The organism is Pseudomonas entomophila (genome assembly GCF_013523165.1).
Taxonomy (GTDB): domain Bacteria; phylum Pseudomonadota; class Gammaproteobacteria; order Pseudomonadales; family Pseudomonadaceae; genus Aquipseudomonas; species Aquipseudomonas entomophila_A.
Genome location: NZ_JAAMQI010000013.1, coordinates 68893 through 94701 on the forward strand (window position 1 = coordinate 68893; position 25809 = coordinate 94701).

29 protein-coding genes are annotated in these 25809 nt (G+C 65.9%); 11 read left to right on the forward strand and 18 right to left on the reverse strand.

Annotation, left to right across the window (positions count from 1 at the left end; translation table 11 throughout):
• Positions 1–35: 35 nt before the first annotated feature.
• The 10 genes from ribA to nrdR all read right to left on the reverse strand — a co-directional run bounded on the left by ribA (position 36) and on the right by nrdR (position 7526).
• Complete coding sequence (gene ribA, locus G7Z99_RS12345; protein ID WP_181094201.1) at positions 36–653, reverse strand: GTP cyclohydrolase II; 618 nt, start codon at positions 651–653, stop codon at positions 36–38.
• A gap of 152 nt (positions 654–805) precedes the next feature.
• Positions 806–1546 carry a substrate-binding periplasmic protein gene (locus G7Z99_RS12350; protein ID WP_181094203.1) on the reverse strand — a complete coding sequence of 247 codons (741 nt, stop codon included), beginning with the start codon at positions 1544–1546 and terminating at the stop codon, positions 806–808.
• A gap of 16 nt (positions 1547–1562) precedes the next feature.
• Positions 1563–2066, reverse strand: coding sequence for a phosphatidylglycerophosphatase A family protein (locus tag G7Z99_RS12355; RefSeq protein ID WP_181094205.1), 504 nt, complete (start codon positions 2064–2066; stop codon positions 1563–1565).
• Positions 2063–3028, reverse strand: a complete 966-nt coding sequence (gene thiL, locus G7Z99_RS12360; protein WP_181094207.1) for a thiamine-phosphate kinase — start codon at positions 3026–3028, stop codon at positions 2063–2065. The genes G7Z99_RS12355 and thiL overlap by 4 nt, the downstream gene beginning before the upstream one ends.
• An 18-nt stretch (positions 3029–3046) precedes the next feature.
• Complete coding sequence (gene nusB / locus G7Z99_RS12365) at positions 3047–3547, reverse strand: transcription antitermination factor NusB (RefSeq protein WP_181094209.1); 501 nt, start codon at positions 3545–3547, stop codon at positions 3047–3049.
• Complete coding sequence (gene ribH, locus G7Z99_RS12370; RefSeq protein WP_060392348.1) at positions 3544–4020, reverse strand: 6,7-dimethyl-8-ribityllumazine synthase; 477 nt, start codon at positions 4018–4020, stop codon at positions 3544–3546. Before ribH ends, nusB begins: the two co-directional genes overlap by 4 nt.
• A 92-nt stretch (positions 4021–4112) precedes the next feature.
• Entirely contained in the window at positions 4113–5204 is a 1092-nt protein-coding gene (gene ribBA / locus G7Z99_RS12375; RefSeq protein WP_181094211.1) for a bifunctional 3,4-dihydroxy-2-butanone-4-phosphate synthase/GTP cyclohydrolase II, read from the reverse strand.
• Positions 5205–5222: 18 nt separating this feature from the next.
• A complete protein-coding gene (locus G7Z99_RS12380) occupies positions 5223–5888 on the reverse strand; it encodes a riboflavin synthase (RefSeq protein WP_181094212.1) in 666 nt (221 codons plus the stop codon).
• Between the two features lie 40 nt (positions 5889–5928).
• The gene (gene ribD, locus G7Z99_RS12385) at positions 5929–7059 is read right to left on the reverse strand and encodes a bifunctional diaminohydroxyphosphoribosylaminopyrimidine deaminase/5-amino-6-(5-phosphoribosylamino)uracil reductase RibD (protein WP_181094213.1); all 1131 of its coding nucleotides are present in this window, start codon (positions 7057–7059) and stop codon (positions 5929–5931) included.
• 2 nt (positions 7060–7061) lie between these two features.
• Positions 7062–7526 carry a transcriptional regulator NrdR gene (nrdR, locus tag G7Z99_RS12390; RefSeq protein WP_060395555.1) on the reverse strand — a complete coding sequence of 155 codons (465 nt, stop codon included), beginning with the start codon at positions 7524–7526 and terminating at the stop codon, positions 7062–7064.
• Positions 7527–7631: 105 nt separating this feature from the next.
• On the opposite strand from nrdR, the gene G7Z99_RS12395 reads away from it, so the two are divergent.
• The 3 genes from G7Z99_RS12395 to trxA are packed head-to-tail and all read left to right on the forward strand — an operon-like array spanning position 7632 to position 9647.
• Positions 7632–8084, forward strand: coding sequence for a YbaY family lipoprotein (locus G7Z99_RS12395; RefSeq protein WP_181094214.1), 453 nt, complete (start codon positions 7632–7634; stop codon positions 8082–8084).
• A 5-nt stretch (positions 8085–8089) separates the two neighbouring features.
• Positions 8090–8743, forward strand: coding sequence for a class I SAM-dependent methyltransferase (locus G7Z99_RS12400; RefSeq protein WP_375139152.1), 654 nt, complete (start codon positions 8090–8092; stop codon positions 8741–8743).
• Between the two features lie 31 nt (positions 8744–8774).
• Positions 8775–9647, forward strand: a complete 873-nt coding sequence (trxA, locus tag G7Z99_RS12405) for a thioredoxin (RefSeq protein WP_181094216.1) — start codon at positions 8775–8777, stop codon at positions 9645–9647.
• Between the two features lie 4 nt (positions 9648–9651).
• Here the strand turns inward: trxA and G7Z99_RS12410 are convergent, their stop codons facing one another.
• Positions 9652–9996, reverse strand: coding sequence for a hypothetical protein (locus G7Z99_RS12410; RefSeq protein ID WP_181094217.1), 345 nt, complete (start codon positions 9994–9996; stop codon positions 9652–9654).
• A 126-nt stretch (positions 9997–10122) separates the two neighbouring features.
• On the opposite strand from G7Z99_RS12410, the gene G7Z99_RS12415 reads away from it, so the two are divergent.
• From G7Z99_RS12415 to G7Z99_RS12435, 5 genes are all read left to right on the forward strand, one after another.
• On the forward strand, positions 10123–10707 hold the full coding sequence (locus tag G7Z99_RS12415) for a DUF2796 domain-containing protein (RefSeq protein WP_181094218.1): 585 nt from the start codon (positions 10123–10125) through the stop codon (positions 10705–10707).
• A gap of 1 nt (position 10708) precedes the next feature.
• The gene (locus G7Z99_RS12420) at positions 10709–11419 is read left to right on the forward strand and encodes an ABC transporter ATP-binding protein (RefSeq protein WP_181094220.1); all 711 of its coding nucleotides are present in this window, start codon (positions 10709–10711) and stop codon (positions 11417–11419) included.
• A complete protein-coding gene (locus G7Z99_RS12425) occupies positions 11419–12684 on the forward strand; it encodes an ABC transporter permease (protein ID WP_181094222.1) in 1266 nt (421 codons plus the stop codon). The genes G7Z99_RS12420 and G7Z99_RS12425 overlap by 1 nt, the downstream gene beginning before the upstream one ends.
• 8 nt (positions 12685–12692) lie before the next feature.
• Positions 12693–13208, forward strand: coding sequence for a DUF3299 domain-containing protein (locus G7Z99_RS12430; protein WP_181094224.1), 516 nt, complete (start codon positions 12693–12695; stop codon positions 13206–13208).
• Positions 13209–13318: 110 nt separating this feature from the next.
• Entirely contained in the window at positions 13319–14002 is a 684-nt protein-coding gene (locus G7Z99_RS12435; RefSeq protein WP_181094226.1) for an OmpW/AlkL family protein, read from the forward strand.
• Between the two features lie 49 nt (positions 14003–14051).
• Here G7Z99_RS12435 and G7Z99_RS12440 read toward each other — a convergent pair whose 3' ends face one another.
• The 3 genes from G7Z99_RS12440 to G7Z99_RS12450 all read right to left on the reverse strand — a co-directional run bounded on the left by G7Z99_RS12440 (position 14052) and on the right by G7Z99_RS12450 (position 16786).
• On the reverse strand, positions 14052–14981 hold the full coding sequence (locus G7Z99_RS12440; RefSeq protein ID WP_181094228.1) for an NAD-dependent epimerase/dehydratase family protein: 930 nt from the start codon (positions 14979–14981) through the stop codon (positions 14052–14054).
• Positions 14974–15858, reverse strand: coding sequence for a sugar nucleotide-binding protein (locus G7Z99_RS12445; protein ID WP_181094230.1), 885 nt, complete (start codon positions 15856–15858; stop codon positions 14974–14976). Before G7Z99_RS12445 ends, G7Z99_RS12440 begins: the two co-directional genes overlap by 8 nt.
• 109 nt (positions 15859–15967) lie before the next feature.
• Positions 15968–16786 (reverse strand): helix-turn-helix domain-containing protein, encoded by an 819-nt coding sequence (locus tag G7Z99_RS12450; RefSeq protein WP_181094232.1) that lies wholly within the window; start codon positions 16784–16786, stop codon positions 15968–15970.
• A 174-nt stretch (positions 16787–16960) separates the two neighbouring features.
• On the opposite strand from G7Z99_RS12450, the gene G7Z99_RS12455 reads away from it, so the two are divergent.
• Positions 16961–18403: an alanine/glycine:cation symporter family protein gene (locus G7Z99_RS12455; protein ID WP_181094234.1), complete on the forward strand. Its 1443-nt coding sequence runs from the start codon at positions 16961–16963 to the stop codon at positions 18401–18403.
• A 72-nt stretch (positions 18404–18475) separates the two neighbouring features.
• Entirely contained in the window at positions 18476–19474 is a 999-nt protein-coding gene (locus tag G7Z99_RS12460) for an asparaginase (RefSeq protein WP_181094236.1), read from the forward strand.
• A gap of 106 nt (positions 19475–19580) precedes the next feature.
• On the opposite strand, the gene G7Z99_RS12465 is transcribed toward G7Z99_RS12460, so the two are convergent.
• From G7Z99_RS12465 to G7Z99_RS12475, 3 genes are all read right to left on the reverse strand, one after another.
• On the reverse strand, positions 19581–20039 hold the full coding sequence (locus G7Z99_RS12465) for a hypothetical protein (protein ID WP_181094238.1): 459 nt from the start codon (positions 20037–20039) through the stop codon (positions 19581–19583).
• Positions 20040–20255: 216 nt separating this feature from the next.
• Positions 20256–20822 carry a single-stranded DNA-binding protein gene (locus G7Z99_RS12470; RefSeq protein WP_181094240.1) on the reverse strand — a complete coding sequence of 189 codons (567 nt, stop codon included), beginning with the start codon at positions 20820–20822 and terminating at the stop codon, positions 20256–20258.
• Positions 20823–20831: 9 nt separating this feature from the next.
• Entirely contained in the window at positions 20832–22226 is a 1395-nt protein-coding gene (locus G7Z99_RS12475) for an MFS transporter (RefSeq protein WP_181094242.1), read from the reverse strand.
• Positions 22227–22355: 129 nt separating this feature from the next.
• Here G7Z99_RS12475 and uvrA point away from each other — a divergent pair, with 129 nt between their 5' ends.
• Positions 22356–25190 carry an excinuclease ABC subunit UvrA gene (gene uvrA, locus G7Z99_RS12480; protein WP_181094244.1) on the forward strand — a complete coding sequence of 945 codons (2835 nt, stop codon included), beginning with the start codon at positions 22356–22358 and terminating at the stop codon, positions 25188–25190.
• A 90-nt stretch (positions 25191–25280) separates the two neighbouring features.
• On the opposite strand, the gene bfr is transcribed toward uvrA, so the two are convergent.
• The gene (gene bfr / locus G7Z99_RS12485) at positions 25281–25745 is read right to left on the reverse strand and encodes a bacterioferritin (RefSeq protein ID WP_181094246.1); all 465 of its coding nucleotides are present in this window, start codon (positions 25743–25745) and stop codon (positions 25281–25283) included.
• Positions 25746–25809: the final 64 nt, after the last annotated feature.

Consider the following 25809-nt stretch of genomic DNA (forward strand, 5'->3'; position numbering starts at 1 on the left):
CCTTGCCGGACGGGCGCAGCCCCGTCACGGATGCTTCACGCCGACGGCACTTCCCCCTGATGTTCATTGCCCATCATGTGCCCCAGCTTGCCGGCCTTGGTCGCCAGGTAATGGCTGTTGTGCGGGTTGTGGCCAGTGTGCAGCGGGACCCGTTCGGCCACCACGATGCCCATGCCACCCAAGGCCTTGACCTTGCGCGGGTTGTTGGTCATCAAGCGCAGCGACGTCACGCCAAGGTGCTCGAGCATCGGCAGGCACATGGCGTAGTCGCGCTGATCGGCAGCGAACCCCAGGCGCTCGTTGGCCTCGACGGTGTCGGCACCGCCGTCCTGCAGCTCGTAGGCCCGGATCTTGTTGAGCAGGCCGATGCCCCGGCCTTCCTGGCGCAGGTACAGCAGCACGCCGCGACCTTCACGGGCGATGGCCTGGAGGGCCGCTTCGAGCTGTGAGCCGCAGTCACAGCGCTGGCTGAACAAGGCATCGCCGGTCAGGCATTCGGAATGCAGCCGCCCCAGGACGGGCTTGCCATCGGCCACATCACCCAAGCTGAGCACCACGTGTTCGCGGCCCGTGGCCTCATCGAGAAAGCCATGCATGGTGAAGGTCGCGAAAGGCGTGGGGAGTTTGGAGGCGGCGACGAAAACGACGGGCACGTTGTGCTCCTGATTGGTAACTTGGAATTTCACGTGAGGGCGATTGTATCAGCAGGGCGCGCGGTGTGCGCGAGCAGGATCCTGTGCGGATGTATCGAACCCTTCGATCAAGGGTGTCGAGTGACGTGCCGGGAGCCTGATGGGGAGAGGCCTCACTGAGGACGGCTCTGCCGCGTGAATGGATAAGGCTGTTTCCAGCGCTCGAAGATCGGCCGAAGCTCTCCACTGCGCACCAGCTTTTCCATCCGCTCGTCGAACACGTCGCGCAGCACCTGGCTGTCCGGGCCGTTGCCGAACGCCAGGTACAGTGGCAGCTCGGTCAGGTGACTGCGGCGGAACAGGCTTTTGTCGGTCGCCTGCTCCAGCACGTAGTCGACCTCGGTGAGCGAATCGATGTAGAAGTCCACACGGTCATGCTCGAGCATGGGCAGGATGCCCTCACGCCGCTGGATCTCTCGAAACTGGTCGACGTTGGGCAGGTAGTGCTTGAAATCGTAGCTGCGCACCCAGGCCAGGCGGTACTGCCCGAGGGTCTGCAGGGTGGGTTCCGGGCGGTTGGCCAGGCCCAGGACATAGATGTGGTCCATGTCGAAATGCCAGCGTGGGTAGAGGTAGCCCTTCTCGCCCTGATAGGCACCGACCCAGGCGTCGGCCTGGCCACGGGTGACCAGCCCCACCGCACGGCTGTACGGCGCGCTCTGGGCCTCGACCTTGATCCCGACCGGTTCGTACACCTTGCGCAGGACATCCCAGGCCAGGCCGGTGCCATCGGCGTTGGTGTAGTCGATCCATGCCTCGCTGACCAGACGAATCTGCTCGGGAAGCGCTGCGGCCATGGCCTGCGGGTTGCCGACCATGAATGCCAGACACAACAGCAGGTACCTCATGACCATCGCGCCACCTCGCGTATCAGGCCAACCACCACACCAGGCCCTGCATGGCCAGCCAGGCGAACACACCCGCCAGCACATCGTCGAGCATGATCCCCACACCGCCATGCACGTGCCGGTCGATCCAGCGTATCGGCCAGGGCTTGAGGATGTCGAAGAAGCGGAACATCAAGAAGCCCACCACCAGCCACGGCCACCCTTCAGGCACCAGCCAGAGGGTGATCCACATGCCGACCATCTCGTCCCAAACGATGCCTTCATGGTCATGCACCCGCAGGTCGGTAGCGACCTTGCCGCACAGCCAGAAGCCGAACAGCATGGTGATTCCCAGCAGCAGCCAGTAGCCCCAGTCCGGCAGCATTTGCCACAGCGGCACGAACGGCAGCGCCACCAGCGAGCCCCAGGTGCCTGGTGCCTTGGGCAGGGTGCCGGAGCCGAACCCGAAGGCGATGAAGTGCCATGGGTTGCGCCAGACCGAGGGCGGTACGAATTCGGCGGGCACTTGGTTCGGATGGTCGGTCACGGGGTCCCCCTGAAATGTTGATAGCCCCGTTGCGTCGGGGTGATGTCGTGGCCCTGCGCATCCAGCAGGCGTACCCCCTGGCCGGCGACCGCCTGCCCGATGACCTGCACGGGCAGGCCGGCCTGCTCCAGACAGGATAGCTGTGCAGGCGGCAGCGTGAAGAGCAGGACGTAGTCATCACCGCCGGTCAGGGCGGCCTGGCGTGCAGCATCTTGCCCAAGCAGGGCCGTCAAGGCATCGGACAACGGCAGCCGCTCAAGGTTGATTTCCAGGCACAACCCGGAAGCCTTGGCGATGTGGCCACCGTCGGCGAGCAGACCGTCGGAGATGTCCAGGGCCGCGCTGGCCTGACCGCGCAAGGCCTGGCCCAGGGCGAACTGTGGCGAGGGCGCCCAATAGTGCCCCAGCAGGGGTTCGGCCACCGCGGGCTGCGCCTGGCGCTCGCCCAGGACCAGCGGCAAGGCACCGGCCGCGTTGCCCAGGTTGCCGCCCACGCAGAGCAGGTCACCGACCTGGGCGCCATGGCGGGTGAGCGCCTGGCCCCGTGGAACGTGGCCGAACACCGTCAAGGTCAGGCTCAGCGGGCCCCGTGTGGTATCGCCGCCTACCAGGCTGAGCCCGCACTGCCCGGCCATCTGGTCCAGGCCGGCGGCATAACGGGCCAGCCAGTCGACGTCGACCTGCGGCACGGTCAGCGCCAGGGTGAAGCCCAGCGGGGTCGCGCCCATCGCCGCCAGGTCGCTCGCCGCCACGGCCAGCGAGCGCTGGCCGAGCGCATGCGGGTCGCATGCGGCGGGAAAGTGGACGCCCGCCACCAGGGTGTCGGTGGACACCGCCAGGGAGGCGCCCACCGGCACATCGAGCAAGGCGCAATCGTCGCCGATGCCCAGGGCCACGCCCTCCCCGCCCCGCGCGCAACGCGCGGCGGCGAAGAAGCGGGCAATCAGCTCGAACTCACCCATGGGCGATCGGCGCCACGCTCAGCGCCGCGCCGCGTTGACTTCGGCTTCGCGCAACGTCGGGGCCAGCTTGTCCAGCACACCGTTGACGAACTTGTGTCCGTCGGTGGCGCCAAAGACCTTGGCCAGCTCCACGCCTTCGTTGATGACCACGCGATAAGGCACGTCGACGCGCTTGATCAGCTCCCAGGTGGACAGGCGCAGCACGGCCAGTTCCACCGGGTCCAGCTCGTCCAGCGTCAAGTTCAGGCAAGGCGTGAGGGCACTGTCGATCTCGCCCTTGATCGCCGGCACGCCGTGCAGGATCTCGCGGAAGTAGGCGCCATCGATGTCGGTGAAGTCGTTGTCGACGCGAAACTGCGCTTCGATCTCGTTCAGCGAATGCTTGGCCATGTGCCATTGGTACAGCGCCTGGGTCGCGAGCTTGCGCGCTTCGCGGCGCTTGAGGCTCTTGGACGGCTTGCCGGCATCCGCAGGCTTGGGCTCACGCGGGTTGAAACGATCGCTGTCGTCGCTAATCACTTGGCCTCCAACTGCGCCAGCAGGCTGACCATTTCCAGGGCCGACAGGGCCGCTTCGGCGCCTTTGTTACCGGCCTTGGTGCCGGAACGCTCGATGGCCTGTTCGATGGAGTCGACGGTCAGCACGCCGAAGGCGACCGGTACGCCGAATTCCATGGACACCTGGGCCAGGCCCTTGGTGCATTCACCGGCCACGTATTCGAAGTGCGGGGTACCGCCCCGAATGACCGCGCCCAGGGCGATGATCGCATCGTACTCGCCTTTCTGGGCGATCTTCTGGGCGACCAGCGGGATCTCGAAGGCGCCTGGGGCACGGATGAGGGTGATCTCGCTTTCGGCCACACCATGGCGCACCAGGGCGTCGACGGCGCCGCTGACCAGGCTTTCGACGACGAAGCTGTTGAAACGGCCAACCACCAAGGCATAGCGACCTTTGGGGGCGATGAAGGTACCTTCGATGGTCTTCAGGGTCATTCGGGTGTTCTCATCTTAAAGAGCGAGGCCGCCAATGAGCGGCCTGCAAAAAGGGTTTTGCCACGAGCGGCGAGGCGATCGCAGCGCTCGCCTCACTCGGAGGGCACGTATTCTACAACTTCCAGATCGAATCCGGATATCGCATTGAACTTCATCGGCGAGCTCATCAGGCGCATCTTGCGCACACCGAGGTCGCGCAGGATCTGCGAGCCGGCACCGACGGTGCTGTAGGTGGTCGGCGTCTTGGGCTGCGCCTCGCCCGCGGCTTCGCGGATGTGCGCCAGCAGCAGGTCGCCGTCCAGCGGATGACCGAGCAGCAGCACCACGCCGCTGCCAGCCTCGGCCACGGCGCCCATGGCGGCGCGCAGGCTCCAGCGGCCCGGGCTCTTGACCAGCATCAGGTCGCGCAGCGGGTCCATGTTGTGCACGCGCACCAGGGTCGGTTCCTCGGCGCGGATATCGCCCAGGGTCAAGGCCATGTGCACGTCGCCTTCGACCGAGTCGCGGTAGGTGACCAGGTTGAACGGGCCCAGCTCGGTGTCCATCACCTGCTCGGTGACACGCTGAACGGTGCGCTCGTGGATCATGCGGTAGTGGATCAGGTCGGCGATGGTGCCGATGCGGATGCCGTGCTGGGCGGCGAACGCCTCCAGCTCCGGACGGCGCGACATGGTGCCGTCGTCGTTCATCACTTCGCAGATCACGCCACTGGCCTCGAACCCGGCCATGCGCGCCAGGTCGCAGGCCGCTTCGGTGTGGCCGGCGCGCGCCAGCACGCCGCCAGGCTGGGCCATCAGCGGGAAGATGTGCCCCGGGCTGACGATGTCCTCGGCCTTGGCGTCGCGGGCGGCGGCGGCCTGCACGGTGCGGGCACGGTCGGCGGCCGAGATGCCGGTGGTGACGCCCTCGGCGGCTTCGATCGACACGGTGAACTTGGTGCCGAAGCCCGAGCCGTTGCGTGGTGCCATCAGCGGCAGCTTGAGCGTTTCGCAGCGCTCGCGGGTCATCGGCATGCAGATCAGGCCACGGGCGTGCTTGGCCATGAAGTTGATGTGCTCGGCCTGGCAACACTCGGCGGCCATGATGATGTCGCCTTCGTTCTCGCGGTCTTCGTCATCCATCAGGATGACCATCTTGCCTTGGCGGATGTCTTCCACCAGCTCTTCGATACTGTCGAGCGCCACGCGGCACCCCCTTCTCAATCAGGATTTCAGGTAGCCGTTGGCGGCCAGGAAGCTTTCGGTGATGCCACTGCCCTTGCTCGACTCGGCAGCCTTGTCGCCCAGCAGCAGGCGCTCCAGGTAACGGGCCAGCAGGTCGACCTCAAGGTTCACCCGACGCCCTGGGCGGTAGTCGGCCATGATGGTTTCGGACAGGGTGTGCGGGACGATGGTCAGCTCGAATTCGGCGCCATCGACCTCGTTGACCGTCAGGCTGGTGCCGTCGACGGTGATCGAGCCCTTGTGGGCGATGTACTTGGCCAGCTCCTTGGGTGCGCGTACGCGGAACTGGATGGCGCGGGCGTTATCGCTGCGCGAAATGATCTCGCCGACGCCATCGACATGGCCGCTGACCAGGTGACCACCCAGGCGGGTGGTGGGCGTCAGGGCCTTCTCGAGGTTGACCCGGCTGCCGTTCTTCAGCTCGGTGAAGGCAGTGCGGGCCAGCGTCTCGCGACTGACGTCGGCGCAGAAACCGTCGCCTGGCAGCTCCACGGCGGTCAGGCAGACGCCATTGACGGCGATGCTGTCGCCCAGCTTGACGTCGCCCAGATCGAGCTTGCCGGTCTGGACATGAACGCGGTAGTCGCCGCCCTGTGGAGACAGGTTGCGGATACTGCCGATCGATTCGATGATGCCTGTGAACATGAGTCCTCCTCGGGGCAAGGCGTGTACGGCGTGTCGGCGATTATACGCCGACGACCGCCTGGGGGATGGCCGTGATGCGCCAATCATCGCCCACTGCGCGCACATCGGTGATGGTCAGCCGGGGGGCCTGGTCCATGCGCGACAGGGGCCAGTCGAGCAAGGGGCGCGCGGTGGAACCCAGGAAGGTGCCGGCGACGAACAGTTGGTACTCGTCGATCGCGTTCAGCTGGGCGAAGGCGCCGACCAGGCCGGCGCCGGCTTCGAGCAGGACCTCGTGCAGGCCGCGCGCGGCCAGGACGTTCAGCAAGGCCGACAGATCGACGCGCCCTGCCTCGCCGGGCAGGCTCAGCAGTTCGTGGCCGGCCTCGGCGTAGGCGGGGTCGACCGGTAGCGCGGTCGCCACCAGCGCCGGGCCGGCCTGGTAGAACGGTGCCTCCAGCGGCAGGCGCAGGCGCCCGTCGATCAACACCCGCACCGGCGGTCGCGACAGGGCCAGTGCGGTGCTGTCGGCGTCCAGACCCAGTTCGGCGCCACGCACGGTCATCCGCGCACCGTCCATCAAGACGCTGGCGGCGCTGGTCAACACGGCGCTGGAGCGGGCACGCAGGCGTTGCACGGCGCTGCGCGCGGCAGGCCCGGTGATCCACTGGCTTTCGCCGCTGGCCATGGCGGTGCGGCCGTCCAGGCTCATGGCCAGCTTGGCGCGAACGAACGGCAGACCGCGCTCCATGCGCTTGAGAAAGCCGGGGTTGAGCGCCCGGGCCTGTGTCTCGAGCACGCCACTGTGCACCTCGATGCCCGCCTCGGCCAGGCGCTGCAGGCCTTGCCCGGCGACCTGGGGGTTGGGGTCGCGCATGGCCGCCACCACCCGGCCCACACCGGCCTCGATCAGCGCGTTGGCGCACGGCGGGGTGCGCCCCTGGTGACTGCACGGCTCGAGGGTGACGTAGGCACAGGCCCCCTGCGCACGCGCGCCAGCCTGGCGCAGCGCATGGACTTCGGCATGGGGTTCGCCGGCACGGACATGCCAGCCCTCGCCCACCACCTCGCCGTCACGCACGATCACGCACCCGACCCGGGGGTTGGGGTGGGTGCTGTAGAGCCCCTTGCGCGCCAGTTCGAGGGCGCGGGCCATGTACTGGACGTCGAGGGTCGCGGTCTGGCTGGACATGCTCACTCTTTGGCCGGCTCGCGGGCCAGTCGGTCGATTTCTTCGCGGAATTCTTCGAGGTCGCGGAAGCTGCGGTAGACGGAGGCGAAGCGGATGTAGGCCACCTCGTCGAGCTTGCGCAGCTCGGCCATCACCAGTTCGCCGACCACCAGCGACTTGACCTCGCGCTCGCCCGTCGCCCGCAGCCGGTGCTTGATGTGCGCCAGCGCGGCTTCCAGGCGTTCGACGCTGACCGGGCGCTTTTCCAGCGCGCGCTGCATGCCGGCACGCAGCTTGTCCTCGTCGAAGGGCTGGCGCGTACCGTCCTGCTTGATCAGCCGCGGCAGTACCAGTTCGGCGGTCTCGAAGGTGGTGAAACGCTCGCCGCAGGCCACGCATTCGCGCCGGCGACGAACCTGTTCGCCTTCGGCAACCAGGCGCGAGTCGATGACCTTGGTGTCGTTGGCACCGCAAAATGGACAGTGCATGGTGGCAGGCAACAAAAAAAGGGAGGGCCATGGTAGCGCATCCCACTGGCAAGACAAGCCAAAGGCGGTACCATCCGGTCAAATCTGCCCGTGAAGGATCTCCCCATGCACCATCGCGCGCTCGTCGTGCTCAGCCTTGCCTGCCTGCTCGCCGCCTGTGGCAGCGACCGCCCCAAGCCTGAGCCGGCGCCCATCCCATCACCGACCAAGGTCGCCGACGCGCCCAAGGCCCCAGGGCCACTGCCGGCCTACCAGCGCGAGGTGAGCGGCACGCTGCTGGAGGTGCCGACGGGTGCCGAGGTCGAGCTGGCCCTGCTGGTGATCGACACGCGCGGCCGGCCCCAGCGGCTGCTGGCCAGCAGCACGTTGACCGGCACCGGGCAGCCGCTGCCCTACGCCTTGCGCTTCAACCCCGAGGCGTTCCCGGCCGATGCACGGGTCGAGTTGCGCGGACGCGCCAGTCAGTCGGGGCAGTTGATCCTGCACCTGCCCTCGCAACCGTTGCTGCGCCCCGAGACCCAGGCGACCGGCCCGCTGCGTTTCGAACGCGCGCCTTGACGGGCCTGGACAGCCTGCAACGCGCCCTGGGCGAGGTCATCGACCAGGCACGGCTGACGGTCACTGCGCTTCCAGGGTGCGACCTGGCCCTGTGGCTGATCGATGCGCAGGCCATGGACCGCGCGTTCAGCCCCGAGGAGACGCAGCGCATCCTCGAGGCACCGCCCTACTGGGGCTTCTGCTGGGCCAGCGGGTTGGCGCTGGCGCGCTTTCTGGCCGAGCACCCGCAGTGGGTACGGGGCAAGCGCGTGCTGGACGTCGGGGCCGGCTCGGGCATCGCCGGGATCGCCGCCGCCCGGGCCGGTGCCCGCGAAGTGGTGGCCTGCGACCTCGACCCGCTGGCGCTGCGTGCCTGTCAGGCCAACGCCGCGCTGAATGATGTCGAGCTGCAGTACAGCGAGGACTTTTTCGGGCAGCAGGACGGCTTCGACCTGATCCTGGCGGCCGATGTGCTGTACGACCGCGCCAACCTCCCCTTGCTCGACCAGTTCCCACGCCGAGGCCGTGACACCCTGGTGGCGGACTCGCGGGTCCGCGATTTCGATCACCGGCATTATCGAGCGCTGGGCACGCTGGAGGCCCTGACCCTGCCGGACCTGGCCGAGCCGCACGAATTCCGCCGCGTCAGCCTGTACCACGCCAGCGGCGAGCCTTTATAGTGGTGCCATTCAAGGATTTGCGAGAACTGCGATGAGCCAAGAGACGCCGTACATTTTCGATGCCACCGACGCCACGTTCGAGCAGCTGGTGATCGAGAACTCGTTCCACAAGCCGGTCCTGGTGGATTTCTGGGCTGAATGGTGCGCACCGTGCAAGGCGCTGATGCCGCTGCTGGCCAAGATCGCCGAGGACTATCAGGGCGAGCTGCTGCTGGCCAAGATGGACTGCGACGCCGAGCAGCAGATCGTCGCGCAGCTGGGTATCCGCAGCCTGCCGACGGTGGTGCTGTTCAAGGATGGCCAACCGGTCGATGGGTTCTCCGGCGCGCAGCCGGAATCGGCGATTCGTGCCCTGCTCGAACCCCATGTGACATTGCCCGAAGCGCCTGCCGCCTCGCCGCTGGAGCAGGCCAAGGCGCTGTTCGCCGAAAGCCGCTTCGCCGAGGCCGAAGCGGTCCTGGTCGCGCTCCTGGGTGAAGACAACAGCAACGCCGAGGCCTTGATCTACTACGCCCGCTGCCTGGCCGAGCGTGACGAGCTGGGTGAAGCGCAGACGGTGCTGGACGCGGTCAAGACCGACGAGCACAAGGCCGCCCTGGCCGGCGCCAAGGCCCAGCTGACCTTCCTGCGCCAGGCCGCCAGCCTGCCCGAAGCTGCCGACCTCAAGACGCGACTGGCGCAAAACCCGGGCGACGACGAAGCCGCCTACCAGCTGTGCATCCAGCAGCTGGCGCGTCAGCAGTACGAGGCGGCCCTGGAGGGCCTGCTCAAGCTGTTCCAGCGTAACCGGGGCTATGGCGACGGTCTGCCGCACAAGACGCTGCTGCAGGTGTTCGAGCTGCTGGGCAACGATCATCCATTGGTCGGCACCTATCGACGCAAATTGTTCGCGGCCCTGTACTGATCGCTCACTCGACCCAGTGGTAGATCGGCGCATCCACGCCGCTCTCCACACGCACGCTGGGGTTGTGCCGCAGCCGCACCAGTAGGCGCTTGCCGGCAGCGGTACTGCCGGCCAGCCCTTCCAGGCTCTCCAGCAAGGCAGGGCCGGGCATGTGTCCGGCCTGGGCCAGCACGGCGCAGGCCGCTTGCCATTGCGCATCGTCCGGGCGCTGCACGGGCGGTGGCGTTGCCGAGGAAACCGGGCTGACAGGCACCGTTTCGCCTGATCCGTTCACCTGGGCCCACTCGGCCGGGTCCAGCTCGATCGTCAGGTCCACTGGCCATGGCCCGATCTGGCCTCGAATTCTCATATGTCGCACCTCCTGTTCGCGGAGCAGGCATGCTCCCATGCAGCGACGGCCTGTGCCAGACACACTGGCAACTTACGCGAACCTTGTTATAACATTACGCAACACCCACCGTGCCCGGAGTTTTCCATGCGTCGTCTGCTGCTTGCCCTGCCTGTTGCGTTGCTGCCCCTGACTGCCGTTGCGCACGACGCGCGTGACCACGAACATAGCACGCTCGGCGCCCATGAACATGGGGTCGCCAGCCTGAACGTGGCACTCGATGGCAACACGCTGGAACTGGCGCTGGACAGCCCGGCGATGAACCTGGTCGGCTTCGAGCATGCCGCCACCTCCGAAGCGGACAAGGCCAAGGTAGCCCACGTGCGCCAGCAGCTGGCCGATCCCCAGACCCTGTTCGCCCTGAACGCCGCCGCCGGTTGCAGCGTTTCGCGCCAGACGCTGGAAAGCCCCCTGTTCGGCACGGCGGCTCATGAGCATGAGCATGAGCACAGTGAACCTGCCGGCGACGAACAGGAGCACGCCCATGAGCACAGCGACATCCAGGCTCACTACGCCTGGACCTGCACCACGCCGGGCGCCCTGACCCAGCTCGACCTGACGCCCTTGTTCCAGCATTTCCCGGGCACGCGCACGCTGCACGTTCAGCTCATCGGCCCCAACGGTCAGAAGGGCCAGGACGCCACCGCAACCCAGGCCACGGTCGCGTTCTGACATGGGCACGCCGCTGATCCAGTTGCGCGACCTGTCCTTTGCCTGGCCAGGCCAGCCCCCTCTGCTGGACATCGCCGCATTCGACCTGCATGCAGGCGAAACCGTGTTTCTCAAAGGCCCCAGTGGCAGTGGAAAGACCACGCTGCTGGGCCTGCTGGGCGGCGTCAACCGACCGGACCGCGGCAGCGTACGCTTGCTCGGCCAACCGCTGGAGGCCCTGGGCCAGGGCGCTCGGGACCGCTTCCGGGTCGATCACACCGGCTATATCTTCCAGCAGTTCAACCTGCTGCCGTTCCTGTCGGTGCGCGAAAACGTCGAGCTGCCCTGTCGCTTCTCGCGCAGCCGCGCCGAACGCGCTTCGCAGCGGCATGGCAGCGTGGAACGTGCCGCCCGCGCCTTGCTGACGCACCTGGGGCTGGGGGATGAGGCGCTGCAGACGCGGCGTGCCGACAACCTGTCGATCGGCCAGCAGCAGCGGGTCGCCGCCGCCCGCGCCTTGATCGGCCAGCCGGAGCTGATCATCGCCGACGAGCCGACCTCGGCACTGGATGCCGACACGCGCGAAGCCTTCCTTCAACTGCTGTTCGCCGAGTGCCGGGCAGCCGGTGCCAGCCTGTTGTTCGTCAGCCACGACCAGAGCCTGGCCCCGCTGTTCGACCGTCATCTGTCCCTGGCCGAACTCAACCGCGCCAGTACGCACCAGGAGGCTTGATGTACCTGCTCCGCCTTGCCCTGGCCAGCCTGGCCAACCGGCGCTTCACCGCATTTCTGACCGCTTTCGCCATCGCCCTGTCGGTGTGCCTGCTGCTGGCGGTCGAGCGGGTGCGCACCGAAGCCCGTACCAGCTTCGCCAGCACCATCAGCGGCACCGACCTGATCGTCGGTGCGCGCTCGGGGTCGGTGAACCTGCTGCTGTACTCGGTCTTTCGCATCGGCAACGCCACCAACAACATTCGCTGGGACAGCTACACCCATTACGCCAACGACCCGCGGGTGAAATGGGCCATTCCGATCTCCCTGGGCGACTCGCACCGCGGCTATCGGGTAATGGGCACCACGGGCGCCTACTTCGACCACTACCGCTATGGGCGCCAGCAGCCCCTGCACCTCGCTCAGGGCCGCCCTTTCGCCAATGACCCGTTCGAGGTGGTGCTCGGCGCCGACGTGGCCGAAGCGCTGCACTACACGCTGGGCGACACCCTGGTGCTGGCCCATGGCGTGGCCGCGATCAGCCTGGTCAAGCATGACGACAAGCCGTTCACGGTGGTCGGCATCCTGCAGCGTACTGGCACGCCGGTCGATCGTACCCTGCACATCAGCCTGGCCGGCATGGAGGCCATCCACGTCGATTGGCACAACGGTGTCCCTGCCCGCGGCGCCGGGCGGATCAGCGCCGACCAGGCCCGCGCGATGGACCTGCAGCCGGCGGCCATCACCGCCTTCATGCTGGGCCTCAACAGCAAGATCGCCACGTTCAGCCTGCAACGCGAGATCAACGAGTTCCGGGGCGAGCCGTTGCTGGCGATCCTGCCCGGCGTCGCCCTGCAGGAGCTGTGGAGCCTGATGAGCACGGCCGAGCAGGCGCTGTTCGTGGTCTCGCTGTTCGTGGTCCTGACCGGGCTGATCGGCATGCTCACGGCGATCCTCACCAGCCTCAACGAGCGACGCCGGGAAATGGCCATCCTGCGTTCGGTCGGCGCTCGCCCCTGGCACATCGCCGGGCTGCTGGTGCTCGAAGCGCTGGCCCTGGCCCTGGTCGGTATCCTGGCCGGGCTGGCCCTGCTCTACCTTGGCATCGCGCTGGCGCAAGGGTATGTCCAGGCCCACTACGGACTGTTCCTGCCCCTGGCCTGGCCCAGCACCCATGAATGGGCCTTGCTGGGTATCATCCTGGGCGCGGCCCTGCTGATGGGCAGCGTGCCGGCCTGGCGTGCCTACCGGCAATCGTTGGCCGATGGCCTGTCCATCCACCTGTGAGGGTCGTCATGCGTCGTGTGCTGTCGATGGTACTGGTCTTGGCCATGGCGCCGCTCTGGGCGGCCGAACCCCGTGAGCTGGACTGGCCGCAACTGATCCCCGAAGGTGCCCCGGTCATCGTGCCGCAGATGGCGCCGCTGCACGATCTGTCGCAACTGGGCAGTGCACTGGGCGGCGAAGGGGCACCGGCCGCCCAGCAACCGGCGCCCGATGCGCCGGTGGTGAACGCCCTGGACGGTCAGACGGTAAAGCTGCCGGGCTACATCGTGCCGCTGGAGGTGAGCGAGGAAGGCCGGACCACGGGCTTTCTGCTGGTGCCGTACTACGGCGCCTGCATCCATGTGCCACCGCCACCGGCCAACCAGATCGTGCACGTGGTCAGTGAAATGGGCGTGCGTCTCGAAGACCTCTACCAGCCCTACTGGATCGAAGGCCGTCTGCAGGTGAAGTCGGTCGCCAGCGAGCTGGCGCAGGCGGGCTACCAGATGGAGGCGGACAAGATCTACGCGTACGAGCTGAAATAGCGTCTACGCCGCGGTTTACAGCCCGGTTCCTTGAGCTGGATCAAACGTTTGGCGCAGTCGCCTCCTTACCATGGGGCCCCTCGATTATTCACGTCCTTTCTGGAGCCCCCATGAACAAGTCCCTGCTCGGCGCCTCGCTCGTAGCCCTGGCCCTCGCAGCGCCCGTGGCGCATGCCTATCAACCGGGTGACGTCATCCTGCGCGCCGGCGCCATCGTCACCGCCCCGAACGAAGACAGCGGCGAACTCAAGCTCGATGGCGCCAAGGTCTCCGGCACCAAGGCGACCCTGGACAGCGACACGCAACTGGGCCTGACCCTCGGCTACATGCTGACCGAGCACGTCGGCGTCGAACTGCTGGCCGCCACACCGTTCCAGCACACGGTCGGGGTCAAGGGGCTGGGCGCCGGCCTGGATGGCAAGCTGGCAGATATCAAGCAGCTGCCGCCGACCCTGTCGCTGCAGTACTACCCGCTCGATGCGTCGTCGCGCTTCCAGCCGTATGCAGGCATCGGCATCAACTACACGATGTTCTTCGACGAAGACCTCAGCAGCACGCGCAAGGCCCAGGGCTTTCGCAACCTGAAAATGCAGGATTCGGTCGGCCTGGCCGGGCAGCTGGGCATGGACTACATGCTGACCGATCACCTGCTGGTGAACGCTGCCGTCTGGTACGTGGACATCAACACCAAGGCCTCGATCGATGGCCCCAGCGCCTTGGGCGTGGGCAAGACCAAGGTCAACGTCGAAGTGGACCCATGGGTCTACATGGTCGGTATCGGCTACAAGTTCTGAACCCATGACGCGGCGTGCCAAGCACGCCGCGCCTGTTTCTGGCCGGCGATCAACGCCCCAGCAGCAGCGCCAGGCCTTCCACCAGCGGGGTGGGCTCGTCGAGGCGCAACCGCGTCAGCAGGCGCTGGTTGTCCGCCCGCGAATGGCGGATGTCACCCGACCGCGCAGGGCCGTTGCTGATCGCAGGCAACCCGCCCAGCACCTCCCCCAGTGCCGCCAACAGCTGGTTCAACGAGGTGGCCTTGTTCAGCCCGACGTTGATGGCGCCCTCTTCCACCGTCGGCAACGTCAGCCCTTGCACCAGCAGCTTGACCAGGTCACCTACGTAGAAAAAGTCGCGCGTCTGTTCGCCATCGCCGAACACGGTGATCGGCATGGCCTTGCTGGCCCGCTCGGCGAAGATGCTGATCACGCCGGAGTATGGCGAGGACGGATCCTGGCGTGGCCCGAAGATGTTGAAGAAGCGGAACACGACCGGCTCCAGCCCATGTTGCCGACGGTAGAAATCCAGGTACTGCTCGCTGGCCAGCTTGTCCACCGCATAGGGGGTCAGCGGGGCCTTCGGCGTGTCCTCGACGATGGACTGACCTTCGCCGTTGTTGCCATAGACCGCGGCGCTGGACGCGAACACCACGCGCCGGACGCCCTCGATGCGCATCGCCTCGCAGACGTTGAGGGTGCCGATGAAGTTGCTCTGGTGAGTGCGTACCGGGTCGTCGACCGAGGCCTGCACGGACGCCACCGCGGCCAGGTGCACCACCGCCTGGCAGCCCTGCATGGCACGCGCGACCAGCGCCGCGTCGGCCACGTCGCCCTCGATCAGTTCGAGCCGGGGATGGTGCAGCTGCAGGTTGTCGCGCTTGCCGGTGGACAGGTCGTCGAGGATGCGGACCGCATGGCCCTGCCTCAACAACGCGTCGCTCAAGTGCGAACCAATGAAACCGGCACCGCCGGTGATCAGAATGGGCGCGTCAGCCATGTCGATAGAACCGATCCAGGAGAGAGGGCAAGCCGGCGCGCCAGGCGCGCGGCTTGATGCCGAAGGTGTGCAGGATTTTCTTGCAGGCCAGCACGGCGTGCTGGGGTTCTTCGCTGGCATCGGCACGCGCGGCATGCGCCTGGGCGGTGGGCGCCTGGATGGCCAGTTTCTGCCACTGCGCGGCTTCACCCAGGATCGCCTGGCCGAGCGCCAGCGGCGTGGTCGCTTCGTTGCCTGCGTAGTGGTAGGTCCCCCAGAGCGGCGCGGCGCAGTCGAGCTGCTTGAGCACCGAGAGGATCACCCGCGCGGCATCGTCCACCGGCGTCGGATTGCCGCGCCGGTCGTCGGCCAGGAACAGCTCGTGGGGCTGCTCGGCACGCGTCAGGAAACGCCCGAGCACGCCCTCGCGACTGTCGTCGAGCAACCAGCCGAAGCGCAGCAGCACATGCTGTGGGCAGGCGGCGCGCACGCTCTGCTCGATGCGCCAGAGCGCCTGGCCACGCAGGCTCAGCGGCACCGGCTCATCCTTCTCGCTGTACGCCGTGGCGCGCGAGCCGTCGAAGACCCGGTAGCTCGAAGGCTGGACCAAGGTGATCTGGTGGTGCTGGCACAGCTCGGCCAGGCGCTCGACACCCCGTTCCTGCAGGGCCAGGCGCGGCTCGCTGACCGACGCGGCCTGGAACCAGTCGAAGTAGTAGGCCAGGTTGACCAGCGCATCGGGGCGGTGGTCATCGAGCAGCTGCGTCAGGCTCGCGGCGTCCCAGCCCTGTTCGGGCGGTCGTGGCGCCAGAAACTGGATGTCTTCCTCGGCGCCGAGGCGAATCAGCGATTGCCCCAGGGCACTTCCACCCCCCAACAGCATCAGGCGCATTCGCATAGAGTCAGCAGATCCGGACAGGTGGTTGGAGAAGGCAGCCATTTTGCGGGTTCTTTTCGGCAGAGCGCAACCCTGGCGGCCTGCACCGTCGCGCACTGCCTGCGGCACGTCACTCCACTTCGAACAGCCCGTTGCTCGAAGGCCTGGCGCTCAGGCGCTCGCGCACATCGTCGTCGATACGCGGATCATCGGGGCGGTACAGCTTGACCTGGCGGTAGGTACTGATGCGGTTGATCTCGGTCCCCAGGTACTCCCAGACCACCCGGGTACAGGCCGGGTTGCGTCGGTCGCCACTGGAGACCCCGGCCTTCAGGCCATTGAGCCGGGTGATACGGCTCTTGAAGCTGGGGATCAGGATGGTCTGGCTCATCTCGTTCAAGGTCAGCGACTCGTAGTCGACGAGGTACAGCCGATCCTGCAACTGGAAGGCGGCGCCCAGGTAGCGGCAGCGGACCCAGTCCTCGGCCTGCACGTCGGTGCTGCTGGTGCGCTCCTGACGCTCCTGGCGTTCGAACACGAACGTCCCCCGCTCTTCGCGCAGGTGCACCAGCGACAGCAGGATCATGCCGGGGACCGAGAGGCAGTTGGAATACTCGAAGTAGTAGCCGCAGTAGCGCGACAGGTTGCCTGCATGCGCGAGCAGAGGCTTGAACAGCTCGCTGATCGGATCGCCGTCCGGAGCGGTGACCGGCGTTGCCTGGCGCGCACCGAACAACTGGGCGAACTGCTCGCCAGGCAGCCTCAACTCGTAGTCCTCGACACCGAAGAAATCGCCGATGCGCTTGAGGTTGTACGGTGTGGGCTGGCTTTGCCCGCTCAGGTACTTGTTGAACTGGGCACGGTTGATCGACAGCTGTCGGCAGACCTCGGAAATGGAGCGGTAATGGCTGCAGGCAAGCTTGAGATTGGCGGCGAAATGTTCGCTCATCGTGGGCGTCCGGGTGATGCTATGGGCGCCATCATAGCATCAAGTCGCATCAATTCAGAGCAAGCCGCGAAATTGTAACTGCACTTGTCATGCACAACCATGCGCCCCATGGCATCGGCGCGCCCGTGTCGTGCCGATTTTCCATGCCAAGAAAATAAGAATCGAGGTTCTTCCATGCTTGATGCGCTCAACGATTTCCTCTCGGGGAAACTCCTCATCGTGCTGATCGTCGGACTCGGCAGCTACTTCACGATCCGCTCGCGGTTCGTGCAGTTCCGCCACTTTGGACACATGTTCGGCGTCTTCAAGGAATCGCTGCGCGGCCAGGCAGGCCAACTGAGTTCTTTCCAGGCCCTGATGCTCAGCCTGGCCGGTCGCGTCGGTGCCGGTAACATCGCAGGCGTCGGCATTGCCGTGACCCTGGGCGGCCCTGGCGCCGTGTTCTGGATGTGGGTCACTGCCCTGGTGGGCATGGCCAGCAGCTTCTTCGAATGCACCCTGGCCCAGGTCTACAAGCGCGCCGACGGCGACGGCCTGTACCGCGGCGGCCCGGCTTACTACATCCTGCACGGCCTGAAATTCAAAGGCATGGCGATCGTCTTCTCGCTCCTGCTGCTGGTCACCTACGGCTTCGCCTTCATCGGCCTGCAGTCCTACACCGTGACCCACTCGCTGCAGAACGCCTTCGCCTTCGAGCCGACCCACACCGGCATCGTGCTGGCCGTGCTGCTGGCGCTCACCTTCATCGGTGGCATCAAACGCATCGCTTCGGTCTCGGACCTGCTGGTACCGGTCAAGACCATGGCCTACATCGGCGTGACGCTGTACGTGATCGGCACACAGATCGAACACGTGCCGGCCATGCTGGAAACCATCTTCAAGAGTGCCTTCGGTCTGGACCCTGCCTTTGGCGGTCTGTTGGGCAGCGCCATCGTCATGGGTGTGAAGCGTGGCGTGTTCGCCAACGAAGCCGGCCTGGGCAGCGCTCCGAACGTGGCAGCCGTGGCGGCCGTCAAGCACCCTGGCGCGCAAGGCGTGGTGCAGGCGTTCAGCGTGTTCCTCGACACCTTCGTGATCTGCACCTGCACCGCGCTGCTGATCCTGCTGTCGGGCTTCTACACCCCTGGCTTCGAAGGTGACGGCATCGTCCTGACGCAGAACTCCCTGGCTGCCGTGGTCGGTGACTGGGGCCGCATCTTCGTCAGCGTGGCGCTGTCGCTGTTCGTCTTCACCTGCATCCTCTACAACTACTACCTGGGCGAGAACAGCCTGCAGTTCCTGACCCGCAACCGCGCCGTGCTGATGGGCTTCCGTGCCCTGGTACTGGTGCTGGTGATCTGGGGCTCGACGCAGGACCTGTCGACCGTGTTCGCCTTCGCCGACATCACCATGACGTGCCTGGCCTTCGTCAACCTGATCGCCCTGACCCTGCTGTTCAAGGTCGGCCTGCGGGTGATGCGCGACTACGATGCCCAGCGTCGTGCCGGTATCAAGCAACCGGTGTTCGACTCGGCGAATTTCCAGGACCTGGACCTGGACCGTGCCGCCTGGCCAGCCAACCCGACCGTCGACGCCCCTGCCGCCACGGCGTCAGCGCCGGCACACGCCCGCCACTGATTCACCCTCTGCGCCAGCCGCCCCGTCCGCGGGCGGCTGCCTTTCTCTGCCTTTCTCGCTACGGAATGCGCCATGCGTGCAGTCAAGAATCTCTTCGTCCTCTACACCGGGGGCACCATCGGCATGCTCGAGACACCTGCGGGCCTTGTGCCTGCGGGCGGCTTCGAGGCGCGGATGCGCGAGTACCTCGCCACCTGCAGCGATGCCCCTCAGCTGAGCTGGACCCTGCGCGAACTCGACCCGCTGATCGACAGCGCCAACATGCAACAGGCCAATTGGCTGGCCATGCGCGAGGCCATCGTCGAGGCCGTCGAACGCGACGGACATGACGGCGTGCTGGTGCTGCACGGCACCGACACCCTGGCCTACAGCGCAGCGGCCCTGTCCTTCCTGCTGCTCGGCCTGCCCGTACCGGTCGTGCTGACCGGCTCGATGCTGCCGGCAGGCGTGCCCGACAGCGATGCCTGGGACAACCTGTGTGGCGCCTTGCACACGCTCGAGCGCGGCCTGGACGACGGTGTGCAGCTCTACTTCCATGGCAAGCTGCTGCACGGCTGCCGGGCTTCCAAGCTGCGCAGCGAGGCCTTCGACGCCTTTGCCGCGCTGCCGCGCGAACGCCATGGCCAGACAGCCGACGCGGTGCCCGAGGCACTGAGCTACCGCCAGCGCCGCCAGCCCGTCAATCTGGCGGTCCTGCCGATGTTCCCCGGCGTACGCGCTGCACACGTGCGTGCCGTGCTGGCCAGTGGCGTCCAAGGGCTGCTGCTGGAGTGCTATGGCAGTGGCACCGGCCCGTCGGAAGACCAGGCCCTGCTCGATGCCCTGAGCGAGGCGCACCGCGATGGTGTGGTCATCGCCGCCATCAGCCAATGCCCGGAAGGCGCGGTGCAATTCGACACCTACGAAGCCGGCAGTCGACTGCGGGATACCGGGCTGGTCAGTGGCGGTGGCATGACCCGCGAAGCGGCGCTGGGCAAGCTGTTCGCCCTATTGGGCGCGGGGCTGGATGCACAGGACTGTGAGCATTGGTTCGGATTGGACCTGTGTGGCGAGCGTGTCACGCTGAAGTAAGTTGCTACCGACTGCCGAAGGGGGCGCGAATCGGTTTGCACGCGTACGCATCGCCCCTCTGCCAACGGAAGGCAGACGTGCCTCACTTTCTTCTCGATTCAGCGCGTCACTCGCTGATATCGATGCGGAAATCGTCCCCTCCCAAGTAGTGGATCCACGCCCTGTCGGTCACGACCTGCCCATCGGGGGCGACCAGCTCGTAGGTGTTTCGGAAAAACGCCGATGGCCTCACTGCCCGCCTTGAATACAGCGCGGCGCCTGCAGTGCACAGCGCACCACCCACGGTCATGATCGGTCCTGGGTAGATCTGGATGTACTGGAACAGGGACGGGCCGCTGGAAATGGGATAGTAGATCGTCGACGGTCCGAACAGCGCCGTCCCGATGGCCAGCAGGGCGAGAGGAACCCCCACCAGGAGCAGGCACGCCCCTGCGTAACCAGCACCCTTTTCGCAGCTTTCAAGATAGGTGGCGTACGCTTCGCTGAATCCTGAAATGCGATAGTCCCCTGACAAGGCCGTCAACCTGACGGCTTGCTGATCGATTGCTTGAGGTTCCGATTGCATGGTCCACTCCCTTGAAAGCTTGGATGCTAAGCAATCGCGACAGGGGATAGAGCGCGCAGGCGCAAGTTCAGAAACCCCCTACAGCAAAATAAGAAGTTTCTTCGGACTACTTCATGTCTTCGCTAGCGTGTGTTCGCGTTTCCTCACGGCAGGCATAAAAAAACCCGGAGCGAGAGCCCCGGGTTTCTGGTCTGGCGCGATGCCTGACGGCTGGACTCAGAACGGAATGTCGTCATCGAAGCTGTCGAAATCGGCCGCCGGCTGCTGCTGCGGTGCCGGTTGCTGTTGCTGTTGCTGCTGCGGACGCTGTGGCGCCTGCTGCGGGCGCTGGGCCTGCTGACGCGGCGGAGCCTGGTTGTACTCGTTGCCGCCCTGGCCCTGGCCCTGGTTGTAGTTGCCACCACCCTGGTTGTACTGACCGCCACCGTCCTGGTTCTGCTGACGGCCGCCGAGCAGCTGCATGGAGCCCTGCATGTCGACGATGATTTCGGTGGTGTAACGCTTGATGCCGTCCTTTTCCCACTCGCGGGTCTGCAGCTTGCCCTCGATGTACACCTGGGAACCCTTGCGCAGGTATTCGCCGGCGATCTCGGCCAGGCGGCCGAACAGGGAAACGCGGTGCCACTCGGTGCGCTCGACCTTCTGACCGGACTGCTTGTCGGTCCACTGCTCGCTGGTCGCCAGGCTCAGGTTGGTCACGGCGTTACCGTTGGGCAGATAGCGGACTTCGGGATCCTGGCCGCAGGTACCGACCAGAATGACTTTGTTAACCCCACGGGCCATAACGTTCTCCTAGGCTTCACGCGCGGTCGAGGTCGGGTCTACCAGACGCTCGAGGGTCGCGCGATCCAAAATTTTCGTATCGAGTTTGATGTAGATGGCAGCTTCTTCCTCTACCACTACGGCATCGGTCACTCCCGGCACGGCCATCAGGCGCGTGGTCAATCCGGCCTCGCGCAACGCGCCAGGCGACAACGGCAGGCGCAGGCTGGTCACGTAGGGCGGCTCGTTCATGCCCAGTGTCGCGAGCAGCCAGACCAGGCAAAGCCCTGCGCAACCGAGGAACACCGTCCCCAGACCACCGTGCTGGAACAACCAGCCACCCATGATGCCGCCCAGGGCAGCGCCGAGGAACTGGCTGGTGGAATACACCCCCATGGCCGTGCCCTTGCCACCCGCAGGCGATACCTTGCTGACCAGCGAAGGCAACGACGCCTCCAGCAGGTTGAAGGCCGTAAAGAATACCACGGTGCCCGTCACCAGTCCGCGCAAGTTGTCAGCCCACTGCCAGAAGAACAGCTCCACCAGCAGCAGGACACTGACCGCGCCGAGCAGCACACGCTTCATCTTGCGCTTTTTTTCGCCGTAGATGATGAACGGGATCATTGCAAAAAATGAGATCAGCAAGGCCGTCAGGTACACCCACCAGTGCTGCTCCTTGGGCAACCCGCCACGCTCGACGAACGCCAGGGGCAGGACCACGAAGCTGGCCATGAGGATGGCATGGAGGATGAAGATGCTGACGTCCAGGCGCAGCAGGTCCGGGTTGCGCAAGGTCGGGCCCAGGGCCTGGCGGGCCACGCCGGATTCGCGGTGCTGCAACACGCTGTGACCGGCCGGCACGACGAAGGCGATCAGGCCGATGCCGACCACCGCCAGCGCCGCCGTGGCCAGGAACAGGCCCGACAGCCCGAACGCGCGGGTCAGCAACGGGCCGACCACCATCGCCACGGCGAACGACAGGCCGATGCTCATGCCGATCATGGCCATGGCCTTGGTCCGGTGCTGCTCGCGAGTCAGGTCCGACAGCAAGGCCATGACTGCCGCCGAGATGGCGCCCGCGCCCTGCAGGACGCGACCGGCGACGATGCCCCAGATGGAGTCGGCCTGGGCCGCCAGCAAGCTGCCGAGGATGAACAGCACCAGGCCGACGTAGATGACCGGCCGACGGCCGATCCGGTCGGACACCATCCCGAAAGGGATCTGCAACACCGCCTGGGTCAGCCCGTAGGCGCCGATGGCCAGGCCGATCAACGCAGGGGTCGCGCCTGCCAGGTCCATGCCGTAGGTGGCCAGAACCGGCAGCACCATGAACATGCCCAGCATGCGGAAGGCGAAGACAAGGGCCAGGCCGCTGGCGGCGCGGGTTTCGCTGCCGCTCATGCGATCATGGGGAGCGTCGTGCATGGAGTAACCTCATATGAACCGGCAGGAATTCTATCAGTCCGACAGCTTGACGGCATCTGCGCGACGCTTTGCCGCGTGATGGCCGTGCGCCGTATACTTCGTCGTTTATGCCCGCCAAGCGAGGCCGCAGTGGACAAGATCCTGATTCGTGGGGCACGCACCCACAACCTGAAGAACATCGACCTGACCCTGCCGCGCGACAAGCTGATCGTGATCACCGGCCTGTCCGGTTCCGGCAAGTCCTCCCTGGCGTTCGACACGCTGTACGCCGAGGGTCAGCGACGCTACGTGGAATCGCTGTCGGCCTATGCCCGCCAGTTCCTGTCGATGATGGAAAAGCCCGATGTGGACACCATCGAAGGGCTGTCGCCGGCGATTTCCATCGAGCAGAAATCCACCTCCCACAACCCCCGCTCCACCGTCGGCACCATCACCGAGATCTACGACTACCTGCGCCTGCTCTACGCCCGCGTCGGGACGCCGCGCTGCCCGGACCATGATATCCCGCTGGAAGCGCAAACGGTCAGCCAGATGGTCGACCTGGTGCTCGAGCAGCCAGAAGGTCGCCGGCTCATGCTGCTGGCGCCCGTGATCCGCGAACGCAAGGGCGAGCACCTGGCCGTGTTCGACGAACTGCGCGCGCAGGGCTTCGTGCGCGCTCGGGTCAACGGCAAGCTGTACGAGATGGACGAGCTGCCCAAGCTCGACAAGCAGAAGAAGCACAGCATCGACGTGGTCGTGGACCGCTTCAAGGTGCGCGAAGACCTGCAGCAGCGCCTGGCCGAATCTTTCGAGACCGCGCTCAAGCTGGCCGACGGCATCGCCCTGGTCGCGCCCATGGACGACGAGGCAGGCGAAGAGACGATCTTCTCTGCGCGCTTCGCCTGCCCGATCTGCGGCCATGCCATCAGCGAACTGGAACCCAAGCTGTTCTCGTTCAACAACCCGGCCGGAGCCTGCCCGACGTGTGATGGCCTGGGGGTCAAGCAGTTCTTCGACACCAAGCGCCTGATCAACACCGAACTGACGCTGGCCGAAGGGGCCATCCGCGGCTGGGATCGGCGCAACGTCTACTACTTCCAGATGCTCGGCTCGCTGGCCGGACACTACCGCTTCAGCATCGACAAGCCCTTCGGGCAACTGTCGGCCGACCACCAGAAGGTCATCCTTCACGGTAGCGGCAAGCAGAACGTCGACTTCAAGTACCTCAACGACCGTGGCGACATCGTCAAGCGCTCCCACCCGTTCGAAGGCATCATTCCGAACCTGGAACGTCGCTACCGCGAGACCGAGTCGACCTCCGTGCGCGAGGAGCTGGCCAAGTACCTGGGTACCCAGCCCTGCCCTGACTGCCGCGGCACACGCCTGCGTCGCGAGGCGCGCCACGTCTGGGTCGGCGAAAAGACCCTGCCGGCCGTCACCAGCCTGCCCATCGGCGACGCCAGCGCCTACTTCGGCGACCTCACCCTGACCGGACGCCGTGGCGAGATCGCCTCGAAGATCCTCAAGGAGATCTGCGAGCGCCTGCAGTTTCTGGTCAACGTCGGCCTCGATTACCTGACGCTGGATCGCAGCGCGGACACGCTGTCCGGCGGCGAGGCGCAGCGCATTCGCCTGGCCAGCCAGATCGGCGCCGGCCTGGTGGGGGTGATGTACATCCTCGACGAGCCGTCGATCGGCCTGCACCAGCGCGACAACGACCGCCTGCTGGCGACGCTCAACCACTTGCGCGACCTGGGCAACACCGTGATCGTGGTCGAGCACGACGAGGACGCCATTCGCCTGGCCGACTACGTGGTCGACATCGGCCCCGGCGCCGGCGTGCATGGCGGCAGCATCGTCGCCGAAGGCACGCCCCAGGAGGTCATGGACCATCCCGACTCGCTGACCGGCAAGTACCTGTCCGGGCGCAAGAAGATCGTCGTGCCTGGCAAGCGCACCCCGCGCAACAAGAAGCTGTCGCTCAAACTCAAAGGGGCGCGGGGCAACAACCTGCAGAACGTCGACCTGGAGGTGCCGATCGGGCTGCTGACCTGCGTGACCGGTGTGTCCGGCTCGGGCAAGTCGACGCTGATCAACAACACCCTGTTCCCCTTGGCCGCGACTGCGCTCAATGGCGCCAGCACGCTGGAGGCTGCGCCTCACGCCAGCATGGACGGCCTGCAGCACCTGGACAAGGTCGTCGACATCGACCAGAGTCCGATCGGGCGAACGCCTCGGTCCAACCCGGCGACCTACACCGGGCTGTTCACACCGATCCGTGAGCTGTTCGCCGGGGTACCCGAGTCGCGCTCACGGGGTTACGGCCCGGGGCGGTTCTCCTTCAACGTCAAGGGCGGACGCTGCGAGGCGTGCCAGGGCGACGGGCTGATCAAGGTCGAGATGCACTTCTTGCCCGACATCTACGTGCCGTGCGACGTCTGCAAGAGCAAGCGCTACAACCGCGAGACGCTCGAGATCAAGTACAAGGGCAAGAACATCCACGATGTGCTGGAGATGACCATCGAGGACGCCCGAAGCTTCTTCGACGCGGTGCCGGCGCTGGCGCGCAAGCTGCAGACCCTCATGGACGTGGGCCTGTCCTACATCAAGCTGGGGCAGTCGGCCACGACGCTGTCCGGTGGCGAGGCGCAGCGGGTCAAGCTGTCTCGCGAACTGTCCAAGCGCGACACGGGCAAGACGCTGTACATCCTCGACGAACCCACCACGGGGCTGCACTTCGCCGACATCCAGCAACTGCTGGACGTGCTGCACCGGCTGCGTGACCACGGCAACACCGTGGTGGTGATCGAGCACAACCTGGACGTGATCAAGACCGCCGACTGGCTGGTCGACCTGGGCCCCGAAGGCGGCTCCAAGGGCGGGCAGATCATCGCCAGCGGTACGCCCGAGCAGTTGGCCGAGATGAAGCAGTCCTACACGGGCCACTACCTCAAGCCTCTGCTGGAGCGTGATCGCGCCTGAGGAAACGCAAAAGCCGTCGCCCTGTGAGGGACGACGGCTTTGGTGTCGCGTGTCGCGTATGGCAGTGCGTATTCACGCACAGTGCGGCCTTTACATCTGGGACTGCAGGTAATTCTGCAAACCGATCGACTTGATCAAGCCCTGCTGCTTTTCCAGCCAGTAGGCGTGGTCTTCTTCGGTGTCCGACAGTTGCACGCGCAGGATGTCGCGGCTGACGTAGTCACGGTGCAGTTCGCACAGCTCGATACCCTTGCACAGCGCTGCGCGCACCTTGTATTCCAGGCGCAGGTCGGAAGCCAGCATCTCCGGCACGGTCGTGCCGACGTCGAGATCGTCCGCGCGCATGCGCGGCGTGCCTTCGAGCATCAGAATCCGGCGCATCAGGGCATCGGCGTGCTGCGTTTCCTCTTCCATCTCGTGATTGATACGTTCGTAGAGCTTGCTCAAGCCCCAGTCTTCGTACATCCGCGAGTGAATGAAGTATTGGTCGCGTGCCGCCAGTTCGCCCGTCAGCAACGTGTTGAGGTAGTCGATTACGTCCGGGTGACCTTGCATTACCCTGGTGCTCCACAATGACAGTGATGGACATAGTGTGAACCAGGATGGGCTTCAGGTCACT

Bases quoted from the DNA above. Each gene is read 5' to 3' on its own strand.
- G7Z99_RS12460 (WP_181094236.1), top strand. From the start codon at position 18,476: ATGCGTGCAGTCAAGAATCTCTTCGTCCTCTACACCGGGGGCACCATC.
- bfr (WP_181094246.1), bottom strand. From the start codon at position 25,745: ATGCAAGGTCACCCGGACGTAATCGACTACCTCAACACGTTGCTGACG.
- thiL (WP_181094207.1), bottom strand. From the start codon at position 3,028: ATGGGTGAGTTCGAGCTGATTGCCCGCTTCTTCGCCGCCGCGCGTTGC.
- G7Z99_RS12380 (WP_181094212.1), bottom strand. From the start codon at position 5,888: ATGTTCACAGGCATCATCGAATCGATCGGCAGTATCCGCAACCTGTCT.
- G7Z99_RS12410 (WP_181094217.1), bottom strand. From the start codon at position 9,996: ATGAGAATTCGAGGCCAGATCGGGCCATGGCCAGTGGACCTGACGATC.
- G7Z99_RS12350 (WP_181094203.1), bottom strand. From the start codon at position 1,546: ATGGTCATGAGGTACCTGCTGTTGTGTCTGGCATTCATGGTCGGCAAC.
- G7Z99_RS12455 (WP_181094234.1), top strand. From the start codon at position 16,961: ATGCTTGATGCGCTCAACGATTTCCTCTCGGGGAAACTCCTCATCGTG.
- G7Z99_RS12450 (WP_181094232.1), bottom strand. From the start codon at position 16,786: ATGAGCGAACATTTCGCCGCCAATCTCAAGCTTGCCTGCAGCCATTAC.
- G7Z99_RS12445 (WP_181094230.1), bottom strand. From the start codon at position 15,858: ATGCGAATGCGCCTGATGCTGTTGGGGGGTGGAAGTGCCCTGGGGCAA.
- ribH (WP_060392348.1), bottom strand. From the start codon at position 4,020: ATGACCCTGAAGACCATCGAAGGTACCTTCATCGCCCCCAAAGGTCGC.
- G7Z99_RS12415 (WP_181094218.1), top strand. From the start codon at position 10,123: ATGCGTCGTCTGCTGCTTGCCCTGCCTGTTGCGTTGCTGCCCCTGACT.
- G7Z99_RS12440 (WP_181094228.1), bottom strand. From the start codon at position 14,981: ATGGCTGACGCGCCCATTCTGATCACCGGCGGTGCCGGTTTCATTGGT.
- G7Z99_RS12465 (WP_181094238.1), bottom strand. From the start codon at position 20,039: ATGCAATCGGAACCTCAAGCAATCGATCAGCAAGCCGTCAGGTTGACG.
- G7Z99_RS12430 (WP_181094224.1), top strand. From the start codon at position 12,693: ATGCGTCGTGTGCTGTCGATGGTACTGGTCTTGGCCATGGCGCCGCTC.
- nrdR (WP_060395555.1), bottom strand. From the start codon at position 7,526: ATGCACTGTCCATTTTGCGGTGCCAACGACACCAAGGTCATCGACTCG.
- G7Z99_RS12475 (WP_181094242.1), bottom strand. From the start codon at position 22,226: ATGCACGACGCTCCCCATGATCGCATGAGCGGCAGCGAAACCCGCGCC.
- G7Z99_RS12435 (WP_181094226.1), top strand. From the start codon at position 13,319: ATGAACAAGTCCCTGCTCGGCGCCTCGCTCGTAGCCCTGGCCCTCGCA.
- G7Z99_RS12420 (WP_181094220.1), top strand. From the start codon at position 10,709: ATGGGCACGCCGCTGATCCAGTTGCGCGACCTGTCCTTTGCCTGGCCA.
- ribD (WP_181094213.1), bottom strand. From the start codon at position 7,059: ATGTCCAGCCAGACCGCGACCCTCGACGTCCAGTACATGGCCCGCGCC.
- G7Z99_RS12425 (WP_181094222.1), top strand. From the start codon at position 11,419: ATGTACCTGCTCCGCCTTGCCCTGGCCAGCCTGGCCAACCGGCGCTTC.
- trxA (WP_181094216.1), top strand. From the start codon at position 8,775: ATGAGCCAAGAGACGCCGTACATTTTCGATGCCACCGACGCCACGTTC.
- G7Z99_RS12395 (WP_181094214.1), top strand. From the start codon at position 7,632: ATGCACCATCGCGCGCTCGTCGTGCTCAGCCTTGCCTGCCTGCTCGCC.
- G7Z99_RS12470 (WP_181094240.1), bottom strand. From the start codon at position 20,822: ATGGCCCGTGGGGTTAACAAAGTCATTCTGGTCGGTACCTGCGGCCAG.